The sequence below is a fragment of the Anaeromicropila populeti genome (assembly GCF_900112775.1).
Lineage (GTDB): Bacteria > Bacillota > Clostridia > Lachnospirales > Lachnospiraceae > Anaeromicropila_A > Anaeromicropila_A populeti.
Genome location: NZ_FOYZ01000008.1, coordinates 126,616 through 143,394, shown reverse-complemented (window position 1 = coordinate 143,394; position 16,779 = coordinate 126,616). Strand labels below are relative to the sequence as shown.

Sequence of the window (16,779 nt, the reverse complement as noted above, 5' to 3'; positions counted from 1 at the left end):
GCAAGTGCTAGATAATGAATACGAAAAGAATGCAAAGGTATTTAAAGCATTCTGCGATGAAAATCGTCTTATGATTTTGGAATTACTTCAGTCTGGTGAAAAATGTGCTTGCAGATTGTTAGAAGATTTGAATATTAGTCAATCCACATTATCTCACCATATGAAGATTCTATGTGACTCGGGAGTTGTAATTGCAAGAAAAGATGGAAAATGGATACACTATTCGATAAGTCCAGAAGGTAGTTCATATGCCAAAGAACTGCTTGACAAAATTACCGAAACTAATTGTACGGCTGTGATGACTAGCTGTACTTAAGCCATCAGCGAGATGGCTTTTAAATAGAACTATATATCGACAAATTTAGATTTATGAATTAGAAAGGAGATTTTTATGCAGACTCTTAAAAATATTTGGCTGTTTTTTCAAGATCAGGTTCTTGGTATGAAATGGCTTAATGCACTTATCGGAAATATGCTTTCTTCCATAGGGCTTGATACGTCAGGGCATGTTGAAGGAAGTATACAGTTTTTTATTTATGATGTAATCAAAATAACAATATTATTGTGTTTCCTTATTTTTCTTATTTCCTATATTCAGAGTTATTTTCCACCTGAACGAAGCAAGAAAATAATGGGACGTTTTCACGGGACTTCTGCTAATATTATGGCAGCACTTCTTGGCACAGTTACACCGTTTTGCTCCTGTTCCTCCATTCCGCTGTTCATCGGTTTCACTAGCGCAGGGCTGCCGCTTGGAGTGACCTTTTCGTTTTTAATATCGTCCCCTATGGTGGATCTAGGCTCACTTGTTCTGTTGATGAGTATTTTTGGAATAAAGGTAGCGATTGTTTATGTCATTGTTGGTCTCATTGTTGCTGTTATTGGCGGCACCTTAATCGAAAAAATGCATATGGAACAGCATGTGGAGGAATTTATACGATCAGCTGGCAGTGTGGATATTGAATCACCTGATTTAACAAAAAAGGATCGAATTATCTATGCAAAAGACCAAGTAGTGTCTACCTTTAAAAAAGTACTTCCGTATATACTGATTGGTGTGGGAATTGGTGCCATTATTCATAATTGGATTCCAGAAAGCTGGATTGAGACCGTTCTTGGAAGTAAGAATCCATTTGGCGTTGTACTTGCTGTCTTACTGGGGGTTCCTATGTATGCAGATATTTTTGGTACCATACCAGTAGCAGAAGCACTACTTTATAAAGGTGCTCAGTTGGGAACCGTTCTGTCATTTATGATGGCAGTAACAACACTCAGCCTGCCATCCATGATAATGCTTCGTAAGGCTGTAAAGCCAAAGCTTTTAGGCATGTTTATAGTTATTTGTACGGTTGGCATAATTATTGTAGGTTACCTTTTTAATGTTTTTCAATATTTATTTATATAAAAAATAGGAGGTTTTATTATGGCATTATTTAATTTTGGAAAGAAAAAAGAAGAAAGTGGGTGCTGCTGTGGTGGTAATTGTGATTCAGATACCATAGATGCAGGCAAAACAGATAAGAAGGAAGAGGCGTCAATAAAAGTCCTTGGTTCAGGATGCGCAAAATGTAACCAGTTAGAAGCAGCAACAAAAGAAGCACTTGTAAAACTAGGGATGGAAGACACGATTGAACATGTAACAGATTTTTCAAAAATCGCGGCATATGGAGTTATGTCAACGCCTGCTCTTGTTGTGGATGGAAAAGTAGTAGCATATGGAAAGGTTTTAAAGACAGAAGAAGTGATTAAAATACTGCAAAAAGTCCGAGGGTAAGGAGGAGTTATATGGAGAATGAGAACAAACAGGGAATAGGCTACTTTGAAAAATATCTTACTATCTGGGTTGTAATTTGTATGGCAGCAGGTGTTCTGGTAGAAGTTCCTGTTATGTTAACTCTTGTAAAAATTGCAAATAGAACGAAAGGATGGTTTTTCAATGAGTAAATCCAAAGTAGCATTTATATGCGTTCATAACTCCTGCCGCAGCCAAATTGCCGAAGCATTGGGAAAACACTTTGCTTCTGATGTCTTTGAAAGTTATTCTGCTGGAACAGAAGTGAAGTCTCAAATTAATCAGGATGCAGTGCGCCTGATGAAACAAATGTATGGAATTGATATGGAGAAAACACAGAAGTCAAAGCTGCTTGAGAGTATTCCAGCAGTTGATGTTGTGGTAACAATGGGGTGCAATGTGAATTGTCCATTCTTACCATGCAAACATCGAGAAGATTGGGGACTTGAAGATCCTACTGGAAAAAGTGATGATGAATTTATAAGAGTGATTCGAATCATTGAAGATAAAGTTAAAAAATTAAAGAATGATATCATGAAAAAATAATGTTGAATAATCATACTAACGCAATTTTGTCTAGGCAAAAATTGCAGTTAGTATGAAGAAAACTGTTGAAATTCCTACACCAGTCAGACTGTAAGGAAGCTGTGATTTGACATGATCCATAATGGGAATCTCAGATATGGTGGCTGAGAGTACGGCAGTTTCGCCAAGAGGTGATGCATTGTCACCGAGTGAACCACCAGCCAAAACAGCTCCTACAATTAAAGGTACACTTAACTGTGTACTAACAGCTAGAGGAACGGCAATTGGCATGACTAAAGCCCAGGTTCCCCAGGCAGAGCCCATAAAATAAGATGCAGCACATCCTATTAAGAAGATTGCAGCTGGAATTAGGATGGTTGGAATGTTATTGCCAACAACATTTGTAATAAAAACAATAAATCCCAAGTCTTTTACAATAGAAGAAAGTCCCCAGCTTAACACCAGTACTATTATAGGTGGAACCATTTCGTTCCCACCAGATAGAAAGTGACTTTCAATTTCCCTCATTGGTATTTTTTGGAAAACGTAATATACGGAAGTCAATACAACGGTTATGAAACCTGAGACGAGAATAGATTTTTCAAACTCAGCGTTCATAATGGCACTGAAAAAACTAGAATCGTAATCTTTACCTGTATACCAAAAAAGGAAGAAGGTAAGGCCTATTAGTAAAATAAGTGGCAGAATAAGATTAAATGGGCGTGGAGGAGCCTTTTCCTCAAATTCACATTGTTCGTGTGCTTCATGTCCATGATGCATAGTTTCTTCTTGAATTTTTTTATTTGTAGTTGATACATTTTTGGTGAAACCAAAGTTAAAAACTATCATGCTGATACTCATTATTAGCATAACAATTGGGTAAAAGTTAAAGGGAATACTTTTTATATATATTCCATAGGCTGATTCTGTAAGGTCAACTCTACTGATAGATGAAGCAATGACACCAACAATATAACCAACATATGTTGTGCCGAAGGGAATTAAAATAATTAAAAGGCAGGATGTAACATTTACAACATGAGCCAGCTTATATTTGTTGCCGTTAACCTTATCGTTTAATGCTTTTCCAATTGTTCCTGATGAGATAGCATGAAAACAGCAATCAATAAAAGTAAATATTGAAACAGCCCAAATAGCGGTAAGTGCACCTTTTTCTGTTTTAACATATCTATCAGCCATTTTTGAAAAGCCCTTAATTCCTCCAGAGACTTTCATTATTTCGCCGAATGCTCCAAAAACATACAAAAACATAATAATGTACAAGCTTTCTTCACTTGCTGAAGCATTTACCAAATGTTCAATGGCTAATATTGTACCATTAATAACATTTCCTTTACTTAGAAAAATTCCACCAGTAAGAATTCCTATTATAAGAGAAGGAATAATTTTTTTAGTATATGCTGCTAGTAGTATAACAAGTAGGGGAATACATAATGAAATAGCACCAGAAGTCAAACTATCACCTCATTTCTATAAGGGCTATTATAATTCTAAAGATAGAAAAATATTCTGTCTATATTGGGATTATTAAAAAGATATTATTTATAGAGCAAAAAATGTAAAATTCAATGAGATATACAATAATTAGCAGGACATTTTGTGGAAGATATGGTATACTATGCAAAAAGATTTTCTAATTTTAAGGAGAGTAGTGATAGACCAATGATTAAAAAGTATAAAACAGTATATTTACTGCTTGGAATACTTGTAATGACAGGATTTTATAAGTCAGTGATTCATCTGGTATGCCCAGAGCTATCTTTTTATCCTGCAAAACTGATAGAAGAAGCATTGCAGGCAATTACGGTTATTGCATTTATTTCATGGAAAAAATTATGGGGAAATGTGGGTGTACTTACAAAAGTAAACCGAAAAAGCATTCTGTTTATGCTGCCAATTATAATAGTTTCATTTATGCCGATGGTTTCCCAGCGGCTTAAGACAGATCAACTGGTTGAAATAGTAATGATAGCTGTAATTTCATTACTAATTGGATTTTCAGAAGAAATGTCCTGCCGGGGAGTACTATTACAGGAATTAAAGCACTTGGGAAAAGCTTCATCGATTATTACATCTTCTGTGATTTTTGGCTGCCTTCATATGCTTAATCTTTTGAAAGGCGTCGATATAGGAAGTACAATTATACAGATAATTTTTGCTGTGGGATTCGGTTTGACTATGGCAATTGTCCGTTATGAGACAAGTTTTATTTTACCACAGATTCTGGTACATGCTTTGTGGGATTTTAATAGTAAAATTTCAGACGATACCAATCTATCTGCCAGACTCGAACTGTTGATTTGGCTATCACTGGTTATTGTGGTATTGTGGGGGATTTTTTTATATATAAGAAAAAGGAGAGACAGGTTAATATAAATGAATCGGTTGAGCGAGTTGGGATTAAAAAAAATTACATTAGATAAAATAGAAGAACTATTTGAGGTTCAAAGCTATAAAGAACTGGTTGAGCTGATAAAGGAACTGTTGGCAGAAAATAGGCTGAAACCAATAAAAAACTCCAATTTAAATGGAAAGACACCAGCATTATATAATGCCTATAAAGTAATCTATGAGGAAAAGGATTACCGTATTTATGAGGAAGAACTCCAGTATCAGTTAAATCCAAGGTTACAAATCGACTACTATAGAAAAAATCTAGAAAAGTACATAGCAGACAGAGAAGATATTCAGATGCTTAATCATTATATGAACCACTGTAAGGAAACTGAGATAGAACAGGTTTCCATAAACGAACGGAGCTTTGAGATATGGGGCAGGGAGAAATTTTTACAAAAAGGTGGGGGTGAACGGATTCTTAAAAATCTAGGCATGTCAATAGAGGGCTTAAAGATTTATGAGACGGCAGAACCTCTTGCTTATTATGCACATTATAAATCCTGCCCACAGAATATCCTGATTATTGAAAACAAAGACACTTTTTATAGTATGAGGCAGAGCTTACTAAGGGGGAGTACAGATATTCTGGGACTTAAGGTGGGAACACTGATATATGGAGCTGGAAAAAAAGTATGCAAAGCATTCCAGTATTATGATTTGAATGTAGAAAATTATTTACAGAATAAAGAGAACAGCATGTACTATTTTGGGGATTTGGATTATGAAGGTATTCTTATTTATGAAACGTTATGCAAGGCTGTAATGGGAAAATATAAGATAATTCCTTTTGTAACAGCATATGAACAAATGCTGAAGAAGGCAGAAAATAAGAGGCTGCCCAATACAAAGGAAGGACAGAATCGGAATATTGGCAAGGAATTTTTAAAGTATTTTCAGGCTGCAATACAAGAAAAAATGGTGTCGATATTACAAAACGGTCAGTATATCCCGCAGGAAATATTGAATTTGCAGGATTTTACACAACAATAGATTGGAAAAGGTAGGAACATATGACATTTGAGTATTTAAAAAATTTTTCTAAGCGTATGGAAAAAATAGGAGCATATGCACAGCTCTTCAAGACTAGTATTGGAAAGCTTATCTGGAAACAGTATGATTTTAATGAGTTTTATGAACAAACTAATTTGATTTTTACCATTCTTCTCTATATCATGGAACAATCTTTAAAGGAAGAAATCTGTACAATGGATGATATTGCTGATTTTATTGATCAAGTGAATTCACAGTGGTTTCAAAAAGCGATTTCCTATGAACAATGCAAGGAACTGGGTAATTTTGTTGTAAATTCTATTTTGTGCAACGAAGGGAAGGCAATGTATTTTAAAGGGTACGATTATGAAGCATCAGGGTATCGTGATATTTATATCAGCTTTGTTGGAAACCGGATTGCATATGAAGAGGGAGATGTAAAAAGAACAACCTATTATCTTACAGACGAAGGGTATAATTTAATGCTATCCACGTTGGAAATAGACAGTAATTTGCGACTGACTGTCCATGAAATGATTTTTAAACTGCATCTTGAAAAAGCTACCTATGACCAGGCAGTAGACGATATTAAGAGAATATTTGACTTGTTAAGAATACAGTTACAAAAAATTCAAGAAACAATGCGCAGAATCAGACAAAATGCTCTATCCTATTCAGTGGAGGATTACAGAACGGTATTAGAGGAAAACCTGGATGTGATAAAGGGGACAAAAAAGAAATTCGCAGGCTATCAGAACCATATTAAGGAACGGATTCGGGAACTGGAAGAAAAGGATATTAATATTAATAAGTTGGGAAAAGAAGAGGAAAAAAATTTAAATAACCTAAAGATTATTGAAGGCTACTTAGAACGTGCATTGGACGAGCATCAGAAAATACTAGGGACTCATTTTGATTTAAAGGATTTATACACAAAGGAATTAGAAAGTTTGTCACAGATGGCACTTATCAGAAGATTTCATATGAGGGAAGAGGTATACGATCGGGTATTAAAGGATGTTTCTTTGTTGGAACGAATGGATTTATTTCTGCGTCCGCTTTTTCAAAAGGACTGGGAAAAAACGTACAATCTTAACAAGGCGCTGGAGCTGCAAAAGCCAATTTATAAAAAGAAAAATGAGGATGAGGATTTTATCTCCATAGAAGAAGAGGACTGGCAGGAGGCACAGTTACAGGAAAAGCTGGAAAGATTAAAAAAATATAAAAAATGCCTTTGGATTCTGTTGTGGTATGCGGCTAAAGCTGGTGGAACGACATTAAAGAAAATAAAGGAAGAAATAAATGAGGAAGAAAGAGAGTTCCTGCTTCCTTCTGTGGAAATTTTTAAAGAGGTAATGATTGAACTGATACAAAGTAAGGAAATTTCTTTAGACGTATGGAGAAAGGAAAGAAAGGAAAATCTGGCAGAGGAGGTTTTGGAGTTTCAACTAAGCACCTGTGTCATAGAGCTATTGGACGAAAATCCAGAATTGAGCCAGATAAAGAACATATTGATTTATCGTCTGGAGGACGAGGAACAAATCGTGTTTGATAATGTAATGAGTGAGTCAGGAGGCAGGAAACGAATTAAGTGTTCCAATGTCTGCCTGCGTATAGAATAGAACATAGATGGTGCAGACAGGAGGATTCGTATGGGATATGAATTGGAAGAAATACAAATAAGTCAGAAGATTTTTTATGAGTTGCTGAAAAACAGGCAGATTAGTGAAGAAACCAATAAAGAGTTATATTATGCTTATATGAATGAGGATAAAATTATGACACTTGTAAAGAGTCAGGGAGAGGCCGCTATGAGCAGGGTAGAACGATATGGAAATACGGTTTATCTTATTCCAGAGGAAGATAATTATGTGCTTGGTTTTTCCAAAAAGGATTTAAAGGACATGCTTTGTAAGTCTGGAGCAACGGATAAGGACTATTATCTGTCTCAGTTTGTTATTTTAACTATTTTAGTTGAGTTTTATGATGGACAGGGAAGCAGCAGTCTGGCAAGAAGATTTATGAGGGTGGGGGAATTGCAGAACTGCATTTCGGATCGTCTGAAAGAAGGCGCGGAACAGATGGAAGTGGAGGAACAGGAAAAAACAGGAGTTGCATTTACTAATATGCTGGAAGCGTTTGAAGCACTACGCAGTGCAGAGGGCGGTTCAAAGGCAAAAACTACAAAAGAAGGCTTTTTGTACAATATCTTAGTATTTTTACAGAAGCAGGGATTGATTGAGTATATTGAAAAGGATGATATGATACAGACAACCGAGAAACTGAACCAGTTTATGGACTGGAACTTATTAAACAAGAATCACTATAATCGGGTGCTAAAGGTATTGGGGAGGGAAATTGATGAGTAGGATAAATGCAATTCGTATGATTAATGTAAATTATAATAATGATACCATACGAATCGATGATGAAATATTTCAGCTGGGAAGCAGAAGTACGTTATTTTCATTGAAAAATGGTGGTGGTAAATCTGTTTTTGTGCAGATGGTGACCTCCTTATTTGTGCATAACAGCAGGCAGAATACAACTGAGCGGCCGTTTTCTAGTTATTTCAATACTAACCGTCCTACTTTCATTCTGGTAGAATGGGAACTGGATGGGAAAGCAGGATATGTATTGACGGGAATGATGGTTCGTAAAAACCAGGCTCCAAAAGAAGATGGGGAAAAAGAAGAATTGGAAATGATTCGATTTATTTCTGAGTATAAAAACCAAAACGAGTTTGATATACAAAATATCCCTATTGTGGAATGTTCGGGAAAGGAAAAGAAGCTGAAAGGATTTTCTGTGTGCCGCCAGCTTTTTGAACAGCGGAAGCAGGATATGCCAAGGCAATTTGATTATTTTGAAATGAGTAACAGAACAAGAAGCCGGGCTTATTTTGAAAGATTGTCTGAATATCAGATTTATTATAAGGAATGGGAGTCCATTATTAAGAAAGTAAATATAAAGGAGTCAGGACTTTCTGAACTATTTAAAGAGGCAAAGGACGAAAAGGGATTAACGGAAAAATGGTTTCTTCCTGCGGTAGAGGATTATCTGAATAAAGAAAATAACCGGATGAAGGAATTTGGAAAGCTTGTAAAGCAGTATATCGAGCAGTATAAAAAGAACAAGTCAAGTTATCAGATTAGGGAGACAATTGTTACATTTCAAAAGGAAACAGATATTCTTGTAGAGAAGGTTCATTTATTAAAGAAAAATATTGAGGATCGGGAAGCATTTGAGAATAGAATTGCAAATGTGGCAGCTGTTATTACGGAATTGTTAGAGGAAGGACGGTATGAGGAAAATCAAATCAATGAACAGATAGAAACGCTGGTAAAGGCAATGAACAAAGTGAAATATGAGGAAAAGTCCTTTGAAATATATGAAATGAAAGATAAGAGGGAAGGCATCCTGTTTGAAATGGAACGAGTAAGCAGGGAGCTAGATAGAAATAAGAAAGAGCTAGACGAGAGCAGGCATAGATCAAGTGTATGCCAATGTGCCAGGTTATTTGAAACTTATCGAAATCGTTCAAGGGAATTGCAGCGGTATGAGAATGAGTTAGAAATTGCCAGGAAGAAGGATGAGGATTTGGCTCCAGAAAGAGATAATCTGGGGTATAATCTGCGTTGTTTTTATGAAAAGGAAACAATAGAGCAGGGGAAAGCGAGTAAGGAAATTGAAAAAAGACTGCAAGAAATCGAGGAGGAGAAGGAGAGGCTTGCTGGGATTCTGGCACAGCAGACCAAATTGTTAGCAGCCTTAGAAAACCGTCGTGGTGGAGAAAATGCCATGATAAAGCAGTATGACGACAGTGAGAAGGAGTTTAATGAAAGATATGGCACGTCTTATCGAAGAAATATTGTAGGCTATTATGAGGAGGGTTTTCTGGAAGAAGCTCTTGAAGTGTGCAAAAAGCAGATGCAGGAGCAGTCCAAGACTTTAACTGCTGCTAAAACGAAGCAGGTTGAGTTAGAGGAAAAAAGTCATAGTCTTGACAGGACAATGGATGATTTGCGTGAGAACAAAGGAAAGCTGGAACAGAACTACAACCGGCAGCAGGAAGTGAGTGAGGAATTTGAAGCCCAGTTAAAAGAGCGGGCAAGTATGTTGCAGTATATCAGTCTAGAGGCGAAGGAGATTTTTCAGACTGATGTAATATTGGAACATTTTACTGCTAAAATTAACGAATTGGAGCAGGTGAAACGGGTGCAGGAACAGGAGATGGATTCTTGTGAAAAGGAATACAGCCATTTGAAATCCGGAAAAATACTGGAACTGCCTAAGGAATTAGAAAATGTGTTTGAAAAGGAAGGGATTTTTCCGGTTACAGGAATGAACTGGATGAAAAATAATGGGAAGACAGTGGAAGAAAATCAAAAATTGGTAGAGGATAATCCCTTTCTTCCGTATAGTGTGATAATGACTAGAGGGGAACTTGGGAAGCTAAAGGATAAGAATCTTGAAATTTTTACTACCTCACCTGTTCCTATTATAGAAAGGGATAAAATTGAGACACCGTCTGAATTGAAAAGGACAGGAGGGGGCATTTTGTCCTCTGAGAAAATTCACTTTTATGTTTTGTTTAATAAGCATTTGCTGGATGAAGCAGAACTGGTCAAAATATTGAAAGAGAAAGAAGAACATTTAAATAATCTGAAGGGGCGAATTGAAAGAAGAAGAGAAGAAATTTCTTTTTATCGGGATAAGCAGAATACTGTAAAATACCAGACTATTACAGAGGAAAAATATAAAAACTGTAACCGCAAGGTAGGTCAGTTTCAGGAAATGTTGGAGAAATGCAATGTTGATATTGCAAAGTGCAGGGAAGCTAAGGATAATTCTGCCAAACGGATAAAGGAGCTGGAGTCAGAGGCAAAGGAAATAAACCAAATGATGATGCAGTCTGATCGGATGAAGGTGGATTTAGAAGCTTTGCTTGCGAAATATAAAGCCTACTTACAGCATAGGAAGGATCTTGTGAAACTGGAAAATGAAATTGGTGTATTAAAGGAAGACAGTGAGTCTGTCAGACTGAAACAGGAAAAATTAAATGGAGACTGGAGAGAGGTCGAGCAAAATAAAATGGAGGCTGGCCGAAAGCAGGAGATATTGCAGGAAAAGCTGAACTTGTACCAGAACTTTAAAACAGGTACTCTTTTAGAAAAGGATATAGAGGATATAGAGGCAAAGTATATTGCTATTTCCCAAAATTTCGGCAGGGAGCAGCTGCGGTTAGAGGAGGAAGTGACATCAGCAGATAAGCGTTTTCAAGAAGCAGAAAAGGAACTACTTAAGGTTTCTTCCAAAAATAACGTTGAGGAAAGCGAATATAAGGAACTGCGGTATGATTCTTATTTAATGGAGGAAATAGACAGGGTTATTGACAAACTGGAGGATAAGAAGTCTATTCTGAATACAACATACAATGATTTAGATAAGAAAACAGCGGTGTTGGATAATTCTATTGAGAATGAGATGCGAAATTTAGAACGTCTGACAGGAGAGAGAGAATTGCTTCCAAGGAATGAAATTGTGGAACGCAATTTTCAAGGGGATATTATTAAAATGGAGAGGGAGAAGAAAGAAAGCCTCTCTATGTTGAAATCCATACAGGATAAAATAAATTATTTGCAGGAAAATGATGCTGTTTTAAAGGACTTTGATTTTCAGCCGAAAGAGAAAATTGTGTTTGAAGAAAATCTAAAAGATTTCAATAAGCAGGAATGGAATGAATTTCGCGGCAGGCTGTTGAGGGATTACAGAGCTAACAATGACAAGTATACAAGGCTGCAACAGGATGTTAACGATGAAATCAACCAATTGTTAATGAAAGAGAAGTTTTTAGATGAATTTTTTCACAAGCCTTTGGAACGGTTGTATGATTTGCGCTTGCAGCCAGTACTTTTATTGGAACAGCATGGCATTATTACAGGCTCTTTTCAGGCACTGACAGAAAAATTGGACGTGGATATTGCTTTGATTGAGAAAGAAAAGACTTACTTGATGGAACTTCTCTTTGACTATTTGAAAGAGGTTCATGACAGTCTGCAAAAAATTGACCGAAATTCCAGAATTCATGTTAGGGGACGAGACTTAAAGATGCTGGCTGTTAAGGTTCCTATTTGGGAGGAGCAGGAACCTGTATACAGGGTAAAGCTAGATGACTTTTTAAATCAGTTGACCAGAGTCTGTGTAGAGCTGTTAGAAGAAAATAAAAATATTGAAGAGATGATAGGAAATCAGATTACAACAAGGTATTTATATGATTATGTAGTAGGAACATCCAATGTTCAAATTAAGCTTTATAAAATTGAGGAGCAAAAGGAATATCCGATTACATGGGAGCAGGTGGCAAAAAATTCAGGAGGTGAGGGCTTTTTATCAGCTTTCGTTATTTTATCCAGTTTGTTATCCTTTATGAGAAGAGACAGTACGGATTTATTTATGGAGCGGGAAGAAGGAAAGGTTTTAATTATGGATAATCCATTTGCTCAAACCAATGCTTCTCACTTATTGAAGCCAATTATGGATTTAGCGAGAAAAAATAATACACAGCTGATTTGTTTGTCTGGGTTGGGCGGAGAATCCATTTATAACCGTTTTGATAATATATATGCCTTGGTTCTAAATCCATCCAATATAAAGAATGGAAAAGAATATTTAAAAAGCAGACAGATTAAGGGAGAAGAGGAAGTAAAGGTGCTGGTGCCTGCCAGGGTAGAAGTAGAGGATGCGGAACAGCTGGAGCTGCTTTTCTAAAAAAGATAAAATAAGTATTGACTCTGACGTAACGTAATAATCTACTATCCTAGTAGAGGTTATATTAATTCACGAAACGTAATGGTGAGGACATAGTTTTTTCACTGTTTAAACATAGTATCATAACAAACTTTCTGTATACTAATATCAACTTAATAGTACAGAAAATTTGGAGGATGATATTATGAAATCAAAAAAATATATTATATTAGGTACCGGTCTTGCTTTAAGCTTAATGATTACCAGTTGTAATGGTAACCAGTCCACATCGGAAGGAACGGCTGCAACAGAGTCTGTTGTTCAAACAGACTCACAATATTCATCAGAAATCATTTATGGCCAGGTATCCAGTTTGAGCGGAAGTGAAATTATACTAACATTAGGAACCATCAGCAGCTTTATGGATGCTATGGGTGAGCCGCCATCAGGGGAAACACCATCAGGTGAGGCACCATCAGGCGAGACAGCAACAGAAGAAGCCGCAACAGAAGAAGTCATGCCAGGAGAGCCACCATCAGGAGGCGGCAATATGCCAGAATCTATTTTTACAGCAGGCGACGAGACATACACGTTGACAATATCAGATGAATCTGTTATTTATCTGGAAGGAGATACGGAAACCCAGGGAACATTAGCAGATATTCAGGCAGACGATATTCTAAGTGTAGAATTTGATGCCAGTGGAGAAGTATCAAAAGTAACAGTGTTAAATGCTGCATCTTCGTCAAGTATGGGACAGCCGGGAATGAATAACCAGTCTTCTGGTGTGGACAGCTATGATGCAGTGAAAACTTATACAGAAGATACCACTGTGGATGGAGATACTTTTACTTCGACAGGAACAGATGAAAATGCAATATTGGTACAAGATGGGGCAAAGCTTGTTTTAAACAATATTACTTTGGACAGAACTTCAGAAGATAGTACGGGAGGCGATAATTCCAGCTTTTATGGTGTAGGTGCCGGCTTACTAGTTACTGACGGTACAGCATATGTAAATGGTGGCACATTTACTACAGATGCAGCAGGTGGTGCAGGTATCTTTTCTTATGGAGATGGAATAGTTTATGTTGATGATGCAACGATAAATACAACAGCAAATACCTCAGGCGGTATTCATGTGGCAGGCGGTGGTACACTGTATGCATGGGATTTGAATGTTGAAACCAATGGAGAATCAGCAGCAGCAGTCCGCAGTGACCGAGGAAGTGGTACGATGGTAATTGATGGAGGAAGTTATACCTCAAATGGAGTTGGATCTCCAGCCGTATATTGCACTGCCGATATTGCTATCAATGATGCACAGCTTACAGCAACTGGATCTGAAGCAGTATGTATTGAAGGGTTAAATTCATTAAGGCTCTATAATTCAGATTTGACTGGAAATATGCCAACGAATGAGCAAAATGATTGTAACTGGACTGTAATTCTATATCAAAGTATGTCAGGTGATTCCGAAGTGGGAAATTCAACGTTTCAAATGAAAGGTGGCTCTATTACAAGTAAAAGTGGAGGTGTATTCTATACTACTAACACAGAATGTACTATAACATTGGAAGATGTAGATATGAATTATTCTGACACAAATGAATTTTTCCTGCAATGCACAGGCAATACCAACGCAAGAGGATGGGGAAGTAGCGGCAGCAATGGCTCTGATTGTGTCTTTACTGGAATCAGTCAGGATATGACTGGAGATGTAATTTGGGATTCGGTTAGTAATCTGGATTTTTATATGACATCAGGAAGTACCCTTACTGGAGCATTTGTTAATGATGAAACATATGCTGGTGCTGGTGGCATCGGATATGCAAATCTTTACATCAGCCAGGATTCAAAATGGATTGTAACAAAAGATAGTGAAGTAAGCAATTTATACAGTGAAGGAACCATTGTAGATGAATCAGGAAAAACGGTTCGTATTGTTGGTGAAGATGGAACTGTATATGTAGATGGAACAAGTGATATTACCATTACAGTTGGTACCTATTCTGATTCTGTAGATTTAACTGGAGCAAATACTGTTTCTGACTACGAAAACTATGCAGTGGAAAAACCAGAAGAACTTATATAATGTGAGCAGCATATAAGAACATTAAATGGCTGGAATTCTCAGTTTTAGAGAATTCCAGTTTTATTTGCATGTTGACATAAAAAAATACATGAAATATAATTAACTGCAAATCATTTGCAGTTATAGATGGCGGATGATAAGCCAGTATTCTAAAGTAAAGGGAGAAAAATTAATATGAATAATAAACAAAAAAATAAAATTCCAGTCACAATAGTGACAGGATATCTTGGCTCTGGAAAAACAACATTCATGAATGAGCTTCTGAAAATGCAGTCAGAAAAGAAAGTTGCTATTGTAGTTAATGATATGGGAACAATCAATATTGATGCAGGACTTCTTCAAAATCAGTCGCTTTCTCGATATCCAGATATGGAGTTAATCAGTCTGGAAAATGGGTGTATTTGTTGTACCCTGCGGGAACAGTTTATGGATCAAATTGTTGAATTGTCAATGAAAAATATTGATGCTATTTTGGTAGAGGCATCGGGTATCAGCGATCCAGTTTCTATTGCGGATGCATTTCTGGCTTACGAAGAAACCAGTGAGAATCCAAACGTATATTTAGATACAGTAATCACCGTTGTGGATGCAGACAGGATATATTCAGAATTTCTGGAGGAATTAAGTGAATGCGTAGAATCTGAGACAGATAAACAGGCATTGGAGGAAGAGGAAAATGATCCAGATATCATAAATTTAATTATTGATCAGATTGAATTTTGCAGCATGATTTTACTTAATAAATGTGATTTATTATCAAAAGAGCAGTTAGCTAAGGTTAAGGAAATTATACAATCACTTCAGCCAGAGGCAAAAATTTTGGAAACAGAATATGCGAAAGTTGAGTTTGAAGAAATTATTTCACATAATCCATATGATTATAATAAAATTAGAGATTCTTCTCTTATTAATAAAACTTTGTTTGAAAAAAATCATCATGGTTTAGAGGACCATGAAGTACATGAAGAATATGGGATCTCCTCCTTTGTTTATACAGAGAGAAGGCCATTCGTTTATGATAAATTTATGAAGCTTCTGGAGGAAAATTATCCAGAAACGCTGATACGGGCCAAAGGATACATTTGGTTTGAAGATGATGATATCCATACTCACCTATTTGAACAGGCGGGCAGAAATGCATCGGTTACTGAAATTTCTAATTGGGTAGCAGCTCTTCCAGAAGAAGAGAAGGAAGAAGTATTTGCAAACTACCCAGATGTATTAGAGGACTGGGACGAACTCTACGGGGACAGGATGAATCAGATTGTTTTTATTGGAAAAGGATACTCAAAGGATGAGATCACAGAATTGGTAAATCAATGTCTTGGTAGTTTTTTTTCATAAGTTTTTTACAATAAAAACATTATAAAATTAACTGGTTTTTTACAAATGGGGTGGAATATCAAAAAGTGTTATGGTAAAATATAGAATAAAAAGAAAAGAGGTGAGTTGAACTGTAAAATAGTAAAAATAATTGATTAAAAATTCATAGGAGGTCAATAATGCTAACTATTGCAATCTGTGATGATAATACAATTGAATTAGAAATGATTGAACATATCCTGGACGGATGGGCAAAAAAAAACGAAATAAAGAAACTGTTATTTACCAGTGGGGATAGTTTGTTAAATTATTGCATTGTATCGGAAAATCAAGTAGATATTTTATTGCTGGATGTTCAGATGAAAGATATGGATGGCCTTGAAACTGCTCAAAAGCTGCGTTCGTTTAATAAAGAATGTATTATAATTTTTATTACAAATTATAGTAGTATGGTATATGAGGCTTATAAGGTAAAAGCATTTCGTTATGTTTTAAAAAAACAATTGCGGGATGGGATGCTGGAAGCTCTAGATGCAGCAAAATTAGAGTTAAATGATAAGGATATCTTTTTTGAATGTAATATTCAAAAAAGAATTGTAAGAATTTTTTGCAGGGATATTCTCTACTTTGAAAGTAATAAAAGAATTATAGAGGTGCATTTAAGGGACAATATAAAAAAGTTTTACGGAAGAATATATCTTTTATCCAAAGAGCTGGATGAACATAAATTTATTCGTTGTCATCAAAGTTTTATTGTGCATACGGATTATGTACATATGGTTGAACAGAATCATATTATTTTGAGAAATGAATATGGAAGAATACCTATTAGTGAACGATATAGAAAAAATGTAGAAAAAGCATTGTTATGGATGGAAAGGTGAAA

The 16,779-nt window shown here is 36.1% G+C and carries 14 protein-coding genes; 13 read left to right on the top strand and 1 reads right to left on the bottom strand.

Features of this window, described 5'->3' with window-relative positions:
• Nucleotides 1–4: 4 nt before the first annotated feature.
• From BM305_RS11435 to BM305_RS11420, 5 genes are all read left to right on the top strand, one after another.
• The gene (locus BM305_RS11435; RefSeq protein WP_092560918.1) at nt 5–316 is read left to right on the top strand and encodes an ArsR/SmtB family transcription factor; all 312 of its coding nucleotides are present in this window, start codon (nt 5–7) and stop codon (nt 314–316) included.
• Between the two features lie 75 nt (nt 317–391).
• Complete coding sequence (locus BM305_RS11430; protein ID WP_092560916.1) at nt 392–1,405, top strand: permease; 1,014 nt, start codon at nt 392–394, stop codon at nt 1,403–1,405.
• A gap of 18 nt (nt 1,406–1,423) precedes the next feature.
• Nucleotides 1,424–1,774 (top strand): thioredoxin family protein, encoded by a 351-nt coding sequence (locus BM305_RS11425; RefSeq protein WP_092560914.1) that lies wholly within the window; start codon nt 1,424–1,426, stop codon nt 1,772–1,774.
• 11 nt (nt 1,775–1,785) lie between these two features.
• Entirely contained in the window at nt 1,786–1,944 is a 159-nt protein-coding gene (locus BM305_RS19130) for a hypothetical protein (RefSeq protein ID WP_177214684.1), read from the top strand.
• The gene (locus BM305_RS11420; protein WP_092560912.1) at nt 1,937–2,338 is read left to right on the top strand and encodes an arsenate reductase ArsC; all 402 of its coding nucleotides are present in this window, start codon (nt 1,937–1,939) and stop codon (nt 2,336–2,338) included. The genes BM305_RS19130 and BM305_RS11420 overlap by 8 nt, the downstream gene beginning before the upstream one ends.
• 30 nt (nt 2,339–2,368) lie before the next feature.
• On the opposite strand, the gene BM305_RS11415 is transcribed toward BM305_RS11420, so the two are convergent.
• Nucleotides 2,369–3,793 (bottom strand): Na+/H+ antiporter NhaC family protein, encoded by a 1,425-nt coding sequence (locus BM305_RS11415; protein ID WP_092560910.1) that lies wholly within the window; start codon nt 3,791–3,793, stop codon nt 2,369–2,371.
• Nucleotides 3,794–3,946: 153 nt separating this feature from the next.
• Between BM305_RS11415 and BM305_RS11410 the strand changes: the two genes are divergently transcribed.
• The 8 genes from BM305_RS11410 (at nt 3,947) to BM305_RS11375 (ending at nt 16,777) form a co-directional block, all read left to right on the top strand.
• Complete coding sequence (locus BM305_RS11410; RefSeq protein ID WP_242940527.1) at nt 3,947–4,714, top strand: CPBP family intramembrane glutamic endopeptidase; 768 nt, start codon at nt 3,947–3,949, stop codon at nt 4,712–4,714.
• The gene (locus BM305_RS11405; RefSeq protein WP_092560906.1) at nt 4,715–5,725 is read left to right on the top strand and encodes a Wadjet anti-phage system protein JetD domain-containing protein; all 1,011 of its coding nucleotides are present in this window, start codon (nt 4,715–4,717) and stop codon (nt 5,723–5,725) included.
• 20 nt (nt 5,726–5,745) lie between these two features.
• Nucleotides 5,746–7,347: a hypothetical protein gene (locus BM305_RS11400; RefSeq protein ID WP_092560904.1), complete on the top strand. Its 1,602-nt coding sequence runs from the start codon at nt 5,746–5,748 to the stop codon at nt 7,345–7,347.
• Between the two features lie 30 nt (nt 7,348–7,377).
• Nucleotides 7,378–8,094 (top strand): DUF6063 family protein, encoded by a 717-nt coding sequence (locus BM305_RS11395; RefSeq protein WP_092560902.1) that lies wholly within the window; start codon nt 7,378–7,380, stop codon nt 8,092–8,094.
• A complete protein-coding gene (locus BM305_RS11390; RefSeq protein WP_092560900.1) occupies nt 8,087–12,496 on the top strand; it encodes a coiled-coil domain-containing protein in 4,410 nt (1,469 codons plus the stop codon). Before BM305_RS11395 ends, BM305_RS11390 begins: the two co-directional genes overlap by 8 nt.
• Before the next feature lie 184 nt (nt 12,497–12,680).
• Nucleotides 12,681–14,570: an autotransporter outer membrane beta-barrel domain-containing protein gene (locus tag BM305_RS11385; RefSeq protein ID WP_092560898.1), complete on the top strand. Its 1,890-nt coding sequence runs from the start codon at nt 12,681–12,683 to the stop codon at nt 14,568–14,570.
• A gap of 174 nt (nt 14,571–14,744) precedes the next feature.
• Nucleotides 14,745–15,914 carry a CobW family GTP-binding protein gene (locus tag BM305_RS11380; protein ID WP_092560896.1) on the top strand — a complete coding sequence of 390 codons (1,170 nt, stop codon included), beginning with the start codon at nt 14,745–14,747 and terminating at the stop codon, nt 15,912–15,914.
• A 158-nt stretch (nt 15,915–16,072) separates the two neighbouring features.
• Nucleotides 16,073–16,777, top strand: coding sequence for a LytR/AlgR family response regulator transcription factor (locus tag BM305_RS11375; RefSeq protein ID WP_092560894.1), 705 nt, complete (start codon nt 16,073–16,075; stop codon nt 16,775–16,777).
• Nucleotides 16,778–16,779: the final 2 nt, after the last annotated feature.